This window comes from Trichococcus sp. TS_SC_9 (assembly GCF_056156325.1).
The window spans coordinates 3,033,775-3,047,269 of the sequence record NZ_CM149591.1 but is presented as its reverse complement, the minus strand read 5'-3'; the positions used below and the strand labels follow the sequence as shown (position 1 = coordinate 3,047,269).

General features: G+C 47.1%; 14 protein-coding genes. 11 read left to right on the top strand and 3 right to left on the bottom strand.

Annotation, left to right across the window (positions count from 1 at the left end; all coding sequences use genetic code 11):
• Positions 1–10: 10 nt before the first annotated feature.
• Both AC0J5I_RS14755 and AC0J5I_RS14750 read right to left on the bottom strand, forming a co-directional pair.
• A complete protein-coding gene (locus AC0J5I_RS14755) occupies positions 11–403 on the bottom strand; it encodes a YtxH domain-containing protein (RefSeq protein ID WP_475301530.1) in 393 nt (130 codons plus the stop codon).
• A 2-nt stretch (positions 404–405) separates the two neighbouring features.
• Positions 406–840 (bottom strand): HIT family protein, encoded by a 435-nt coding sequence (locus AC0J5I_RS14750; protein ID WP_086985493.1) that lies wholly within the window; start codon positions 838–840, stop codon positions 406–408.
• A 176-nt stretch (positions 841–1,016) separates the two neighbouring features.
• Here AC0J5I_RS14750 and AC0J5I_RS14745 point away from each other — a divergent pair, with 176 nt between their 5' ends.
• The 4 genes from AC0J5I_RS14745 to trmB all read left to right on the top strand — a co-directional run bounded on the left by AC0J5I_RS14745 (position 1,017) and on the right by trmB (position 4,777).
• Positions 1,017–1,754 (top strand): ABC transporter ATP-binding protein, encoded by a 738-nt coding sequence (locus AC0J5I_RS14745; protein ID WP_107995991.1) that lies wholly within the window; start codon positions 1,017–1,019, stop codon positions 1,752–1,754.
• Positions 1,751–2,983 (top strand): ABC transporter permease, encoded by a 1,233-nt coding sequence (locus AC0J5I_RS14740; RefSeq protein WP_475301521.1) that lies wholly within the window; start codon positions 1,751–1,753, stop codon positions 2,981–2,983. Before AC0J5I_RS14745 ends, AC0J5I_RS14740 begins: the two co-directional genes overlap by 4 nt.
• Before the next feature lie 248 nt (positions 2,984–3,231).
• Complete coding sequence (locus tag AC0J5I_RS14735) at positions 3,232–4,029, top strand: phosphotransferase family protein (protein ID WP_475301518.1); 798 nt, start codon at positions 3,232–3,234, stop codon at positions 4,027–4,029.
• Positions 4,030–4,111: 82 nt separating this feature from the next.
• Positions 4,112–4,777: a tRNA (guanosine(46)-N7)-methyltransferase TrmB gene (gene trmB, locus AC0J5I_RS14730; protein WP_475301513.1), complete on the top strand. Its 666-nt coding sequence runs from the start codon at positions 4,112–4,114 to the stop codon at positions 4,775–4,777.
• Positions 4,778–4,838: 61 nt separating this feature from the next.
• On the opposite strand, the gene AC0J5I_RS14725 is transcribed toward trmB, so the two are convergent.
• Entirely contained in the window at positions 4,839–5,189 is a 351-nt protein-coding gene (locus AC0J5I_RS14725) for a PepSY domain-containing protein (protein ID WP_234402606.1), read from the bottom strand.
• 254 nt (positions 5,190–5,443) lie between these two features.
• Between AC0J5I_RS14725 and pepA the strand changes: the two genes are divergently transcribed.
• The 7 genes from pepA to polA all read left to right on the top strand — a co-directional run bounded on the left by pepA (position 5,444) and on the right by polA (position 13,467).
• Positions 5,444–6,520 carry a glutamyl aminopeptidase gene (gene pepA / locus AC0J5I_RS14720; RefSeq protein WP_107995987.1) on the top strand — a complete coding sequence of 359 codons (1,077 nt, stop codon included), beginning with the start codon at positions 5,444–5,446 and terminating at the stop codon, positions 6,518–6,520.
• 14 nt (positions 6,521–6,534) lie between these two features.
• Positions 6,535–6,846: a thioredoxin family protein gene (locus AC0J5I_RS14715; protein ID WP_107995986.1), complete on the top strand. Its 312-nt coding sequence runs from the start codon at positions 6,535–6,537 to the stop codon at positions 6,844–6,846.
• 53 nt (positions 6,847–6,899) lie between these two features.
• Positions 6,900–7,514 carry a YtpR family tRNA-binding protein gene (ytpR, locus tag AC0J5I_RS14710; protein ID WP_475301504.1) on the top strand — a complete coding sequence of 205 codons (615 nt, stop codon included), beginning with the start codon at positions 6,900–6,902 and terminating at the stop codon, positions 7,512–7,514.
• A 101-nt stretch (positions 7,515–7,615) separates the two neighbouring features.
• On the top strand, positions 7,616–8,311 hold the full coding sequence (locus tag AC0J5I_RS14705; protein WP_475301501.1) for a hypothetical protein: 696 nt from the start codon (positions 7,616–7,618) through the stop codon (positions 8,309–8,311).
• Between the two features lie 238 nt (positions 8,312–8,549).
• Positions 8,550–9,881 carry a UDP-N-acetylmuramate--L-alanine ligase gene (murC, locus tag AC0J5I_RS14700; RefSeq protein ID WP_475301498.1) on the top strand — a complete coding sequence of 444 codons (1,332 nt, stop codon included), beginning with the start codon at positions 8,550–8,552 and terminating at the stop codon, positions 9,879–9,881.
• Positions 9,882–10,248: 367 nt separating this feature from the next.
• Positions 10,249–10,794, top strand: coding sequence for a MaoC/PaaZ C-terminal domain-containing protein (locus AC0J5I_RS14695; protein WP_475301496.1), 546 nt, complete (start codon positions 10,249–10,251; stop codon positions 10,792–10,794).
• Positions 10,795–10,815: 21 nt separating this feature from the next.
• The gene (polA, locus tag AC0J5I_RS14690) at positions 10,816–13,467 is read left to right on the top strand and encodes a DNA polymerase I (RefSeq protein ID WP_475301493.1); all 2,652 of its coding nucleotides are present in this window, start codon (positions 10,816–10,818) and stop codon (positions 13,465–13,467) included.
• Positions 13,468–13,495: the final 28 nt, after the last annotated feature.

Genomic DNA, 13,495 nt, shown 5'->3' with positions numbered 1-13,495 from the left:
TTTATTTCCGTTATGAAGTTGGCGCATCTGTAGGTGCATCTTTAGGTGCAGGCATTTGTGATTCCATGCTCGCAGCGACTTTTTCCATATCTTCAGTCAACACGGCGAGCTTATCGTTGATGCGGTTGATTCTGGGTTGAGCTTGCTGAGTGAATTTTTCAACAGATTTTGTCATGTCCTCAGTGACTGCTGTGACGGAAGCCAAACCTTCGTTGGTCAATGATTGGATGGCGTTGCGCAAACCTTGGAGGCTTTCGTTGAGGTCCTCGACCGCAAGCGTATTGTCCTCAAGGTAAGCTTTCGCTTTCTCGCGATTATCTTTTCCGCTGCGGGGTGTATTCAGCAATCCCAACAGACCCCCGACTACCGAACCGAATAATAATCCTTCCATAAATGAACGCATATTTATTCCTCCAGACTCTCTTTGATGGATGCAACTACTTTTGCCAATTCTTCCTGCGAATACTTTCCTTCGTGCGTCTTCCATTTCAAACCGAAGCCATCCGAATCCGAATCTTCGTAACGTGGCAAGAAGTGGATATGCGAATGGAAAACAGACTGATAGGCTATGGAACGGTTATTGTTCAGGATATTCAGTCCCAAAATGTCATCGCTGGAACGTTCGATTGCGCGCGCGATTTTAGGGATGCGCGAAAAGACTTCTTTCGCCAATTCTTCATCATATTCAAAAATATCAGCGACATGCTTCTTGGGTACCAGCAGCGTATGTCCCTTTGTCACTTGTGATAAATCCAGGAACGCAATGACAACATCATCTTCATAAACAATGCTGCTCGGGATTTCGTGGTTCGCGATTTTGCAAAAAATACAATCTGTCATGTGTACCTGACCTCTTTCTGTCCATAATCTACTTTTCTCTATATCCTAACTTTATCATATTTGCGTTTTATTTGATATCCTGGGGTCGAATTGACGCTTCAGTCAGCAAGATATTTGGGATGGGGCAAGGCTGTGCTATAATATAAGGCACAAACGCATGCGAAAGGGACGGTTAAATGTCACTATTATTGGAGAATGTCACAGGCGGCTATACGCAATTGCCTGTCATAAAAAATATAAATTTTGAGGTCAAATCCGGTGAACTGACTGGATTGATCGGGTTGAACGGAGCAGGCAAGAGCACGACCATCAAACACATTATCGGTCTGATGATGCCTTTCAGCGGAAAGATTGCGATCGATGACCGGACGTTGCGCGAGGACACGGAGCGTTATCGCCAGTCCTTCGCCTTTATTCCCGAGACGCCGGTGCTCTATGAAGAGCTCACTTTAAGGGAACATTTGGAAATCACGGCGATGGCCTACGGAATCACGGAAGCAGTCGCGATGGAAAAGGCGATGCGCTACATTCGGGATTTCCGGCTGGAGGACAAGCTGGACTGGTTTCCGGCTTATTTTTCAAAAGGCATGAAACAAAAAGTGATGATCGTCTGTGCATTCATGTTGGATGTGCCGGTATATGTCATCGATGAACCATTCCTGGGTCTGGATCCGCTTGGCATCCATTCGTTCCTGGAGATGGTCAGGGAGAAAAAAGCGCAAGGTGCAGCTATTTTGATGTCCACGCATGTGCTGGCTTCTGCCGAAAAAGAATGTGACAATTTCGTCCTGCTTCACCACGGTGAGGTCAAAGTGACGGGCACGATGGCAGACCTGCAGCGGGAAATGGGTATGCCGGGAGCGAGTCTCGATGAGCTTTACATCAGTTTGACGAAAGAAGTGGCGCAACCATGAATTTGGACAGTATCTGGAAAAGAAGACAGCAACTGCACTTGAAAAAATTCAGTCGCTACAGCAAATATATCTTCAATGATCATGTTGTCCTCGTGCTCCTCTTTCTGCTGGGAGCTTTGGCTTACCAATATTCCGAATTCGTGAAAACCGTGTCGCCGGGCTTCCTATGGGGAAAGCTTCTGATAGTGGCTATTTTTTCCGGTAGCATCTTTATCGGGAAGCTGGCGACCTTTTTGGAGCCGGCCGATCAAGTGTTCCTTTTGGCTAAGGAAAAGGAATGGGGAAGCTATTTCGGCAAAGCTAAGAAATACAGCCTGATTCTTCCGGTGATCCTGTTGTTCTTTTTGGCAGCCGGGGCGATGCCGATGCTTTTTGCCGGGAGAAGAATCGGGGCAAGTGATTTGCTGCCGATCTATGCCACCTTGATTCTGTTGAAAATTATCCATTTGGATCTGCAGGAACTCGGCCTGAAGATAGGAGACAGGAAAGTTCGCCAGAAAAATGATCTCTACTTGGCTTGCGCGGCGATTTTATCTTTCAGCGTCGCGATATTTTTTCATCCATGGGTTGCACCGATACTTGTAATTCTGTATACTATGTTTCTGCGTAAAAAAGTACAAGTGGCGTATGAGGCGCGCTATCCTCTCTATCAATGGGAGCAGATGATCGCCTCGGAGGAACAACGAAAGGCTCGCATAAATAGAGTCATCAATCTGTTTACGGATGTTCCGCAAGTGAAGAGCAAAGCAAAAAGAAGGAAATATTTCGACGGCTTGCTGCGTCGGATTGAAGGCAAAGGCAATTCCTATCAGTATTTGTACGCGCGGGCATTTTTACGCGGAACGGATTACAGCGGTTTGTTTTTCCGCTTGTCGGCGATCGGGATGTTGTTGCTTTTGTTCACGCCGTCAGCCGGCTTTTCATTAGGCCTCAGTCTGCTGTTCCTTTATTTGACGGGATTCCAGCTGTTGCCGCTGTATTTTCATTTCAATGAAAATATGCTGTACCGGCTCTATCCGACGCAGCATGCAGATAAATTTGCCGGCTTCAAGCGTTTGTTGGGTTACCTTTTGGGAGTGGAAGGATTCCTTTTTGCGGTAATCATCTTTATCAACAACGGTTGGCAAACGGGATTGGCTGCAGTGGCCTTAAACGCCGGCTTCGTCTGGATGTTCAGCCGATTTTACATGGGTGGTCGTACGGAAAAAAGAGAAGCGGCAAATTACTGATGCACGGGTTAAAATCGGTTCAGTTCCGAACCCCCATGGAATATTCTTGACTGAATATGTAAAGAAATCTAAAATGATAATGTAAGCGAGTGATGGTCGAGGTGCTTTCAGAGCAAAACGTGCTGCGTCGCCGAATGAACACGTAGCATATGAACAGAAGAGCAGAATAAGATAGCTGGGGCTTTCGTCCCGGCTCCTTCTTTTCATACGCATAGAAAAACTAGAGATTAGAGTAAGGAATGAGCTCGATGGATTATAAAATGGACTCAGGGTGGCGGCTACATCCCATCGGAGGAGACACAGGACAAGCTTATATGGGCACTAGAGCCGAGGAAAGAGTTTTTTTGAAAAGAAACTCTTCACCTTTCTTAGCTGCGCTTTCCGTTGAGGGGATCACACCGCGATTGATTTGGACCAAACGGGTCGGCAATGGGGATATCCTGACAGCTCAAGAATGGCTCAACGGCAGGGAATTGAATCCGGATGAGATGAAAGGGGAGACCGTGCGTGACATCCTGCATCGCATCCATCATTCCGAAAATCTCCTGAAGATGCTTCAGAAGGTAAAAGGGGAAATCTTCAATCCAATCAATTTCTACAACTTGTATGTTGCGGATCTGCCGGATGATCTGAAATCCAATTCGGTCCTGCAACAGGCGACTGAATATGTGAAAAACAGCATCGCCAGCATTGATGACTCGCAAAAGACGGTCTGCCACGGAGACGTGAATCGGAAAAATTTCCTGTTGGATGAGGAAGACCGCTTGTACCTGGTGGATTGGGAAATGGTCAAAATTGCCGATCCGTTCTCGGACATCAGTACCTTGTTGGTACAATACGTTCCCTATGAAGAATGGGGAGTCTGGTTGGAGCAGTACGGCTTGCAGATGAATGACAATATGGAACGCCGATTGGAGTGGTACAGCATGATGGTGTGCCTCTGCATGATCAAAAAGAGTCATTCGCAGGAACGCAATGTGGAAATGAATCAACTGATTCTGTTGCTGAAACAGCTGTATCAGAATCGCCTAAACAGTTACTTATGAAATCCTCTTCGTGTTTACACGAACGGAAAGGATTTCTTTTTTCGAAAAAAAACAGATAAGACAGATAAGAAAGAGGAGAATTATGCGCGTAAGAAATAAACCTTGGGCTGCCGAAAAATTGGCTGAGAGTACCCAATATGTAGTGATGGAACCAGCGGATTGGAAAGGGAAATGGCAGGAACGCTTCGGCAACGAGCAACCGATCCATGTGGAAATTGGCTCCGGCAAGGGCCAGTTCATCGTCGAGATGGCACGCATGCATCCGGAAGTGAATTATATCGGGATCGAACGCCAGACGAGCGTGGCGGTCATGACGCTTGATAAGATGATCGAATCAGGTTTGAAAAATGTCCAGTTGCTGAATACGGACGGAGAGAATGTAGCGGATTTCTTTGCGGAAGGCGAAGTGGATCGCGTCTATCTGAACTTTTCCGATCCGTGGCCAAAGTCCAAACACGACAAACGCCGCTTGACCTACAAAAACTTCCTGCGGAACTATGAGCAAATCCTAGTATCCGGCGGGGAAATCCATTTCAAAACGGATAACCAAGGCTTATTCGAATATTCGTTGGCGAGCTTCTCGCAATACGGAATGACTTTGAAGCAAGTGTGGTTGGATCTGCACAAGAGCGATTATGAAGGAAACATCATGACGGAATACGAAGCGAAGTTCTCTTCAAGAGGAGACCGCATCTACCGTGTCGAAGCAGCATTCCCGAAAAAAACAACGGCTGATTCAGAAAAATAGAACCAAAAAAGGCGAAGGACCAAAGCAATTGCAGCTTTGGCCCTTCGCTTTTTATGATTTTTTACAATTTATACAGATCCAAAATAGTTCCTGTATAAGCATCGGCGATGAATTCATATTGCACCAACACGCCTTCTTCTTTACGGGAGATTCCGCCGTAATATACATCCGTTTTTGAAGAATAACGACTGAGCGGGACAGGGTGCAGTTCAATCCATGAGCCCTCTATTGGAGCTTCAGCCAAGAACATCTTTTTGACGTTTTCCAAGATTTTGTCGCCGTTTATGGTCCGTTTCTGTTCATAGCAAAGGGCTGTCACGACTGAGCCAAGTACGAGTCCGGCTCCGAATAAAATACCACCCAAAATTTCTTCTTTGTGTTTTTTGCACATGCATTTTTCTAAAAAGTTCATCCTATGTTCCTCCTCAAAGTGATGCGCTTTCTTTTTTCTCCCCTCAGTATAGCAATAAAACGAAAAAAATAATAGGGAAATGTCGCATGCTTCAGGCTCTTTAAAGGAAACGTTTCCTGGTCGGGGTAATGCTTCGGAACGAATGGAATCGTTGCTATGACAACGATGCTGCGCTATAATAGATAGGATAGTCAGACAATGAAGGGGGACCGGGAGCGGCATAAGGTTAAAGATGTGTCCTGCTCCATTCAAATATGGAAGATAAAACATTTGCTATGATCAAAGAATTGACGGAATTGCAAGGGACAAGCGGTAACGAACGCAATATCCGCAACTATATGCAGGAGAGAATGGCGCCACTGGTGGATCGCATCGAAACGGATGGCTTGGGCGGTATTTTCGGAATCAGGGAGCATGAAGATAAAACAGCACCGCGCATCATGGTGGCGGCGCACATGGATGAAGTGGGCTTTATGATAGCCGGCATCACGGATCGCGGGCTGTTCCGGGTCGTTCCGCTGGGAGGGTGGAATGCCTATGTCGTTTCGGCACAGCGCTATACGCTGCAGACGTCCATAGGCGATATTCCTGTGATCTCTTCTTCTGTTCCGCCGCACTTGTTGCGGGGAGCAAGTGAAGCCCCAAAAGTCAAAGTGACGGATATCCTATTCGACGCCGGTTTCGATACGAAAGAAGAGGCGCTGGCATTCGGAGTCCGTCCAGGAGATACAATCGTTCCCCAAGTCGAAACGATCTGGACCGCCAACAAGAAGAAGATCATTTCAAAAGCGTGGGACAACCGCTACGGGAACACGGTCGTTCTGGAAACGCTGGAAGCATTGAAAAATGAAAAGTTGCCGAACACACTGATCGCCGGCGCCAACGTCCAGGAAGAAGTCGGATTGCGGGGGACAAAAGGGGCCGTACACAAGTTCAAGCCGGATCTGTTCTTCGCGGTGGACTGCTCGGCTGCGGACGATCTGACGACGACCAAGGATACGTTCGGCCATCTGGGGGAAGGTTTCCTTTTGCGGATCCAGGATCCAGGCATGATCACCTTGAAAGGGATGCGCGAATTTTTGTTGGATACGGCGGAAACGCACGATATCCCTTATCAGTATTTCGTTTCCAAAGGCGGAACGGATGCGGGTGCCGCCCATGTCATGAACGACGGGGTGCCGAGCGCAGTCATCGGCGTCTGCGCCCGCTACATCCACACGCATCAGACGATGTTCCACATCGATGACTACGCTGCGGCTAAGGAAATGGTCGCGCAAGTCATCAAAACACTGGACAAGAGCACTTATGAAACCATCTTGGACATGAACTAAGGAGGAATGGGATTATGGATAAACTGAAAGATTTGGATCAATTCAAAGAACTGCGCGATTCGGGGAAAACGGTATTCGTCTTCATGACCGGCTGGTGCCCGGATTGCCATTACATCCGCCCATTCATGCCCGAGGTGGAAAGCAAGTTCGCGGATTTTCGTTTCGTAGAAATAGACCGCGATGATTTCAGTTCGCTGGGGGAAGTTTTGCAAATTTCCGGAATCCCGAGCTTTGTCGCCTATGATAAAGGAGAACTTCTGGGACGTTTCGTTTCCCGCAACCGGAAGACGCAAAAAGAGATTGAAGCCTTTTTGGAACAATTGTGATACTATTTCGTTTGGGAAAAATAAATGAAGAAGCATAAAGGAGCAAATACAAAATGTGGTTAAGTTTTTATAATCGTGAAGCAGTCGGGGATACATTAATGTTGACGAAAGGGGATATCGCTGTCCGCCAAGAACAATCCTGCGAATCAAAAGGGAATGTGACGCGCATTTTCAACAACCGTACAAATGAAACGATGGGCTACAATCTGTTCTCGATTTCAGAGACGCTTACGTTGGATGCAAACGGACAAGTGCTGTTATCCGATGAAGAAGTGGCAAAAGTGAATGCTTTGATCCAAGCTGCGGGCTTCAATGACGCTGTCGTTGTCGATCGCTCGCCTAAATTTGTTGTAGGCTACGTCAAGGAATGCGTGCCGCATGAAGACTCCGACCATCTGTCCGTTACGCAAACGGAAGTGGACAACGGAGCAGTGCTGCAGATCGTCTGTGGTGCAGCCAACATCAAAAAAGGGCAACGCGTCGTCGTAGCCAAACCGGGCGCTGTCATGCCTAGCGGTTTGATCATCTGGCCGGGTGAATTGCGCGGCGTAGCCAGCCATGGCATGATATGTTCAGCCAAAGAATTGCAACTGGAAAACGCAAGCCCTAAAAAAGGCATCCTCGTCTTGGATGACAGCTATACAATAGGCGCAGCTTTTTCCAAATAACGCTATAGAATTTTTACTGAAAAAGAAGTACTATAATAAAGGAATTCCATTGAGACCGGGCATAGCATTACCGGAAGCAAAATAAGAGAGGAGTTGACTGGATGAGTCGCTATGATGGACCAAGTTTTTTTCGGCATGACCATCGTTCAGGGGTGGAAGGAAGTCATCCTGCAACAAATAAGTATGATTTTCCGAATTACCTGAAAAAAGAGGACGAAGGGCATGGTATCCTGGAAGAAAAAGGCGATTCTGCACAACCGTCCTCCTATATTTCGCAAGATTTGCTGCATCCGATGGACACGGTCCCGTATATCCGCCACAACAAGGAGGCTTTTGTATCCTTCAGGGATCAAGCTGTGAAGCCTGCTGAAGATGTTTTTGCGGTCGAGAAAAAAAGACTGAAGGACGAAAAGCAGAAGGAACGCCGCACGGAATTGGGAATGCACCCTTTCGCTTCTTATAAAAGCAGAAGACCTTTCCAACTGACAGAAGTACCGGAACCTTTGAAAGGCTGGGAAAACCTGAAAGAAAAGAAAATCGATTATCGCGCGATTGCAGCATTATTGAAGAAAAACAGCTCAGAACTGCTTATTTTCGAACTTGGGTCGCCTGTTGAAGACGATGTGGCTCTGGAGGAAGACAGCGAGGAAAGAAGTGAGTTGCAACCGTTGGAAGGCAAATCCAAACGGGCAATGAACCGCTCGCTGTTGGGCATCATGGAGCAAGAACGCTCTTATGAGGTGGCCGGAAAATTCGTTCAGGAGCCTGCCGATTCTGTAAACCACTCTTATTTTTAGTCATCGCATCGTAACATTAGGTTGATTTGTGGGCTGCGGAGAATGATGCAATGAAATTATTGACATGTTTGACCTCAAATTTTAAATAATTTTAAGTATTTTCTTAATCTGTGCGTGCTATACTGGTTCCGATTCAATAAATGGACAGCAAGTCATCGGGTCCTAAACGACTGTTTTGAGACACAAACATCAGAAGGTAGCCGAAAGACTAACCTTTCTTATTCACTTGGAGGTAATTATGGAAACGGAAACGATTTATCATTTTGTCGGCATCAAAGGTTCTGGGATGAGTGCGTTGGCATTGATCCTGCATGGAAAAGGCTATCGCGTCCAAGGATCGGATGTCGAAACTTATTTCTTTACACAAAAAGGTTTGGATGATGCTGGCATCACAATCATGCCATTCAGCGAAGCAAACATCACACCGGGTTTGACTGTCATCGCAGGGAATGCTTTTCCTGACTCCCATGAGGAAATCGCGAAAGCGAAAGAACTCGGGTTGACGGTCATCCGCTACCATGATTTCATAGGCGACTTGATCAAGAACTATACAAGTGTCGCCATTACCGGTTCACATGGCAAGACGAGCACGACCGGTTTGTTGTCCCATGTGTTGGACGGGATTGCGCCGACAAGCTATCTGATCGGCGATGGCACTGGTTTCGGTCGGGAAGATGCGAAGTATTTCGTATTGGAAGCTTGCGAATACAGACGTCATTTCTTGGCTTATTCACCGGACTATGCCATCATCACGAACATCGATTTCGATCACCCGGATTACTACAAAGACATCAATGATGTTTACAGCGCTTTTGATTCTTTTGCTTCCCAAGTGAAAAAAGGTGTCATCGCTTGCGGCGAAGATGCTTATGTTCGTGAATTGAAAGGCAAATATCCGGTCACATTTTATGGCTTTGCTGAAGACAATGATGTTGTCGCCAAAAATGTCACGAAGGACACAACCGGCAGTCAGTTCGATGTGGAGATTAATGGCTCAATGTATGGTCATTTTGAAATCCCATCATTCGGCACGCATAACATCCTTAACTCATTGGCTATCATCACATTCTGCTGGTTGGAAGGCTTGGATAATGACAAGGTCGCTGCGCAGCTGAAGACTTTCTCAGGCGTAAAACGTCGCTTCAGCGAGAAATACATTTCGGATATGGTCGTCATTGATGATTATGCCCATCATCCATCCGAAATCCGTGCCACCCTCGATGCGGCCAGACAGAAATACCCTACGAAGGAAATCATTGCGATTTTCCAACCGCATACCTTCACGCGTACGGTTGCTCTGCTTAGTGAGTTCGCTGAGTCGTTGGAATTGGCTGATCAGGTCTTCCTTTGCGATATTTTCGGATCTGCCCGCGAAAAGAACGGACAGGTTTCAATCGGCGATTTGGCCGATAAAATCGAAAAAGGCGCAACGGTATTGAACGTCAACAACATGTCCCCGTTGCTGCAGTTCCATGATGCAGTCGCCATCTTCATGGGTGCTGGGGATGTTCAGAAATTTGAACTGGCTTATGAAGAACTGTTGAGTCACAGCATACCGACAACAAATTAATTTCATCACACACTATTTTAGAACGTTTCTGAATCCTTAGTAAAAAGTGCATCAACGGTCTCAGTACTTAGAAGGCCAAAGACCTCAAACGTCGCACTGTGACGTTTGAGTGCCTAACGCTGTTCAGGCCCACTCAGCCAAAACCGGGCTGCTTGGTCCTGAACCTCGTTAGAGCTCAAACTCTGAGCACAGGATTCATCACACACTATTAGTCCAGGGATTGCTTCCTGGGCTTTTTTGATGCAAACAAGGGAACGGCTTGGATCGCTTTTTGCATTAAATGGTTTCAAACAGCTAAACGGCTTTTATCGGAACGGCGTTTTTGATATGATAGACATATATGTGTTCAAAGAAAGGAAAAGTGAAAATGGGTCTGAAAGATATAAAGCTTGGGAAATCGATTGATGAAATTCAAGAGGGGGATTCGTTGACTGTCACCGAAATCATCGAAGACAAAGATATTTTGCTGTATCTTGGGTTGACGAATGACGGGAACCCGCTCTATATTCAACATGATTATTCGCAGACGACTCGGTTCCATAAACCGATTGTGCCAACCGTTTTGTTGGTGGGGATTTTGACGAGCAACGTTTCCAAACATTTGCCGGGTCCGGGTTCACATATTGTGGACGTTTCTTTGAATGTGATTGAACCGATATACCACAACAGCACGATCACGTTCAATTTTGAAGTGGAACGCGTGGATGAACGCCGTGAACAAGTGACGATCAGTGTGGTCGGAACGAATATGGAAAACGAACGTGTATTGGATGCTGAATTGATTGTAGAGACGCCTCGCAAGTTGATTTTTGATGAGCAAGAGAACGTGATCATGAACGAGCGAACTGAAGTCGAGGAAGCTGTCGATTCGGGAGCGGATTCCGTATCCATGACAGAAGACGATTCAGAATAAGCAGAGTTAGGATGTAACCAAATGACTGATAAAAAGAAAAAATTACTATTGGTGGATGGCAGCAGTGTGGCTTTCAGATCCTTTTTCGGATTGCCGAATCTGGATGGGTTCCGCAACAAGAACGGATTGCATACGAACGCGCTCTACGCCTTCAATAATATATTGGAACGCATCTTCCAGACAGAAGAGCCTACGCATCTGTTGGTGGCATTCGATTCAGGGAAAACGACTTTCCGTAATGCCCTTTATGATGATTACAAAGGCGGGCGTGCCAGCATGCCGTCGGAGTTGTCCGAACAATGGCCCTATTTCAGCGTATTGGTCCATGCTTTCGGAGGCAAGACCTATGAATTGGTCAATTATGAAGCCGATGACATCATCGGAACCTACTCGCGGATGGCCGATCAGGCCGGCTATGATGTCGTCATCATTTCAGGCGATAAAGATATGATCCAACTGACGACAGATAATATCCGGGTCGACATCACCGTGAAAGGCGTGTCGGAATTGAAATCCTACACCCCGGAAGTCATCCGTGAAGAATACGGCATCGAACCGAAACAGATCATCGACATGAAAGGTCTGATGGGGGACTCTTCGGATAATTATCCGGGCGTCACCAAAGTCGGCGAAAAGACTGCTTTGAAGCTCCTTATCGAATATGGCTCCATCGAAAACCTTTACGAACATGTCGATGAACTGAAGAAAAGCAAGATGAAAGAGAATCTCATCAATGACAAAGAAAATGCATTCATGAGCAGAACGTTGGCTACGATCGATCTGGACTCGCCGGTGACATTGAAGCTCGATGACCTTGCGGTTGAAGGCAAACAGATCGACAAATTGACCGATTTCTATCGCGAAATGGATTTCAATGGCTTCTTGGACAGACTGGGCGTGGCTTCGGAAGACCGCTCGGAATCCTTCGAGGACATCCACTTCGAAGTCCTGAACGAGATCCGTCCCGAACATTTTGCGGAGCGGATGGCACTGTATGTGGAGATGCTTGAAGACAACTACCACGACGGGAAAATCCTCGCGGTCAGCTGGGGTACGGATGAAAAGATTTATACAGCTTCATTGGAATCAGTGAAAGCAAGTCCATCCTTCAAGGATTGGGCTGAAAATGCCGAAGCCAATAAAATCGTGTACGACGGCAAAAGGACGATGGTCATGCTGCATTATGCCGGCATCGCGCTGGCTGGCATCGATTTTGACATCCTGTTGGCTTCCTACATCCTGAATGCGAAGGACAACAGCAAAGACCTTGCACAAGTCGCTCAGGAATATGGCTACAACGATGTCTCCTTTGATGAGGCCATTTACGGGAAAGGCGCTAAAACGGCCGTTCCCGAAGACGCCGTGCTGCACGATCATTTGGCGCGCAAAGTGAAAGCGATCCAAGCGCTGTTTGCCCAATTGAACCTGGAGCTGGAAAGCAATGTGCAAAAAGATCTGTATTACGAAATGGAACTGCCGTTGTCATTTGTATTGGCGCACATGGAAATCCAAGGGATCAAAGTGGAACCGCAGCGTCTGTTGACCATGAAAGAGGAATTTGCCGGCCGTTTGCTGGAAATCGAGAAGACCATCTATGCCGAAGCGGGGGAAGAGTTCAACATCAACTCACCGAAGCAGCTGGGCGTCATCCTGTTCGAGAAGATGGGCTTGCCCGCCATCAAAAAGACGAAAACCGGCTATTCGACAGCGGTCGATGTGCTGGAAAAACTGCAAGCGCAAGCGCCGATAGTGGAGCACATCCTGAATTACCGACAGTTGGCAAAACTGCAATCGACCTACGTGGAAGGACTCCTGAAATTCATCAAACCGGAAACCGGCAAGATCCATACCCGTTATCAACAGACGTTGACGCAGACCGGCCGTTTGAGTTCCGTCGATCCGAACCTGCAGAACATCCCGATCCGGATGGAGGAAGGCCGGAAAATCAGACAAGCCTTCGTTCCTCAACAAGCAGGCTGGAAGCTGTTCGCTTCCGACTACTCACAGATCGAATTGCGTGTATTGGCGCATATTTCCGGGGATGAACATCTGCAGGAAGCCTTCCTGGAAGGGCAGGATATCCATACCTCGACCGCGATGCGCGTGTTTGGCATAGAGAATCCGGAAGACGTCACCGCCAACCTGCGCCGACAAGCGAAGGCCGTCAATTTTGGGGTTGTTTACGGAATCAGCGACTATGGTTTGTCCCAAAACCTGAACATCACCCGAAAAGCCGCTCAGGAATTCATTGACCGTTATTTCGAAAAATATCCAGGCGTGAAGCAATTTATGGAGGACATCGTCAAAGAGGCGAAGGAGAACGGTTATGTCGAAACGTTATTCCACAGACGCCGCTACCTACCTGATATCCATAACCGCAACTTCAACCTGCGCTCCTTTGCGGAACGGACGGCCATCAATTCGCCGATCCAAGGCACTGCCGCCGATATCATCAAAGTGGCGATGGTCCGGATGGATAAAGTCCTTAAGGAAAAAGGCCTTCAAGCAAACATGCTGTTGCAGGTGCACGATGAATTGATCTTCGAGTGCCCGGAAGAAGAAATTCCAGTATTGGAAAAATTGGTCCCGGAAATCATGGAGCATGCCGTCTCCTTGGCTGTGCCGCTTAAAGTGGACAGTAACTTCGGAGACAGCTGGTATGAAGCGAAATAAACAAGGAACAAACCGATAAAAGAAAGGG

Coding starts and splice junctions, on each gene's coding strand:
- AC0J5I_RS14755 (WP_475301530.1), bottom strand. CDS start 403: ATGCGTTCATTTATGGAAGGATTATTATTCGGTTCGGTAGTCGGGGGT.
- AC0J5I_RS14750 (WP_086985493.1), bottom strand. CDS start 840: ATGACAGATTGTATTTTTTGCAAAATCGCGAACCACGAAATCCCGAGC.
- AC0J5I_RS14745 (WP_107995991.1), top strand. CDS start 1,017: ATGTCACTATTATTGGAGAATGTCACAGGCGGCTATACGCAATTGCCT.
- AC0J5I_RS14740 (WP_475301521.1), top strand. CDS start 1,751: ATGAATTTGGACAGTATCTGGAAAAGAAGACAGCAACTGCACTTGAAA.
- AC0J5I_RS14735 (WP_475301518.1), top strand. CDS start 3,232: ATGGATTATAAAATGGACTCAGGGTGGCGGCTACATCCCATCGGAGGA.
- trmB (WP_475301513.1), top strand. CDS start 4,112: ATGCGCGTAAGAAATAAACCTTGGGCTGCCGAAAAATTGGCTGAGAGT.
- AC0J5I_RS14725 (WP_234402606.1), bottom strand. CDS start 5,189: ATGAACTTTTTAGAAAAATGCATGTGCAAAAAACACAAAGAAGAAATT.
- pepA (WP_107995987.1), top strand. CDS start 5,444: ATGGAAGATAAAACATTTGCTATGATCAAAGAATTGACGGAATTGCAA.
- AC0J5I_RS14715 (WP_107995986.1), top strand. CDS start 6,535: ATGGATAAACTGAAAGATTTGGATCAATTCAAAGAACTGCGCGATTCG.
- ytpR (WP_475301504.1), top strand. CDS start 6,900: ATGTGGTTAAGTTTTTATAATCGTGAAGCAGTCGGGGATACATTAATG.
- AC0J5I_RS14705 (WP_475301501.1), top strand. CDS start 7,616: ATGAGTCGCTATGATGGACCAAGTTTTTTTCGGCATGACCATCGTTCA.
- murC (WP_475301498.1), top strand. CDS start 8,550: ATGGAAACGGAAACGATTTATCATTTTGTCGGCATCAAAGGTTCTGGG.
- AC0J5I_RS14695 (WP_475301496.1), top strand. CDS start 10,249: ATGGGTCTGAAAGATATAAAGCTTGGGAAATCGATTGATGAAATTCAA.
- polA (WP_475301493.1), top strand. CDS start 10,816: ATGACTGATAAAAAGAAAAAATTACTATTGGTGGATGGCAGCAGTGTG.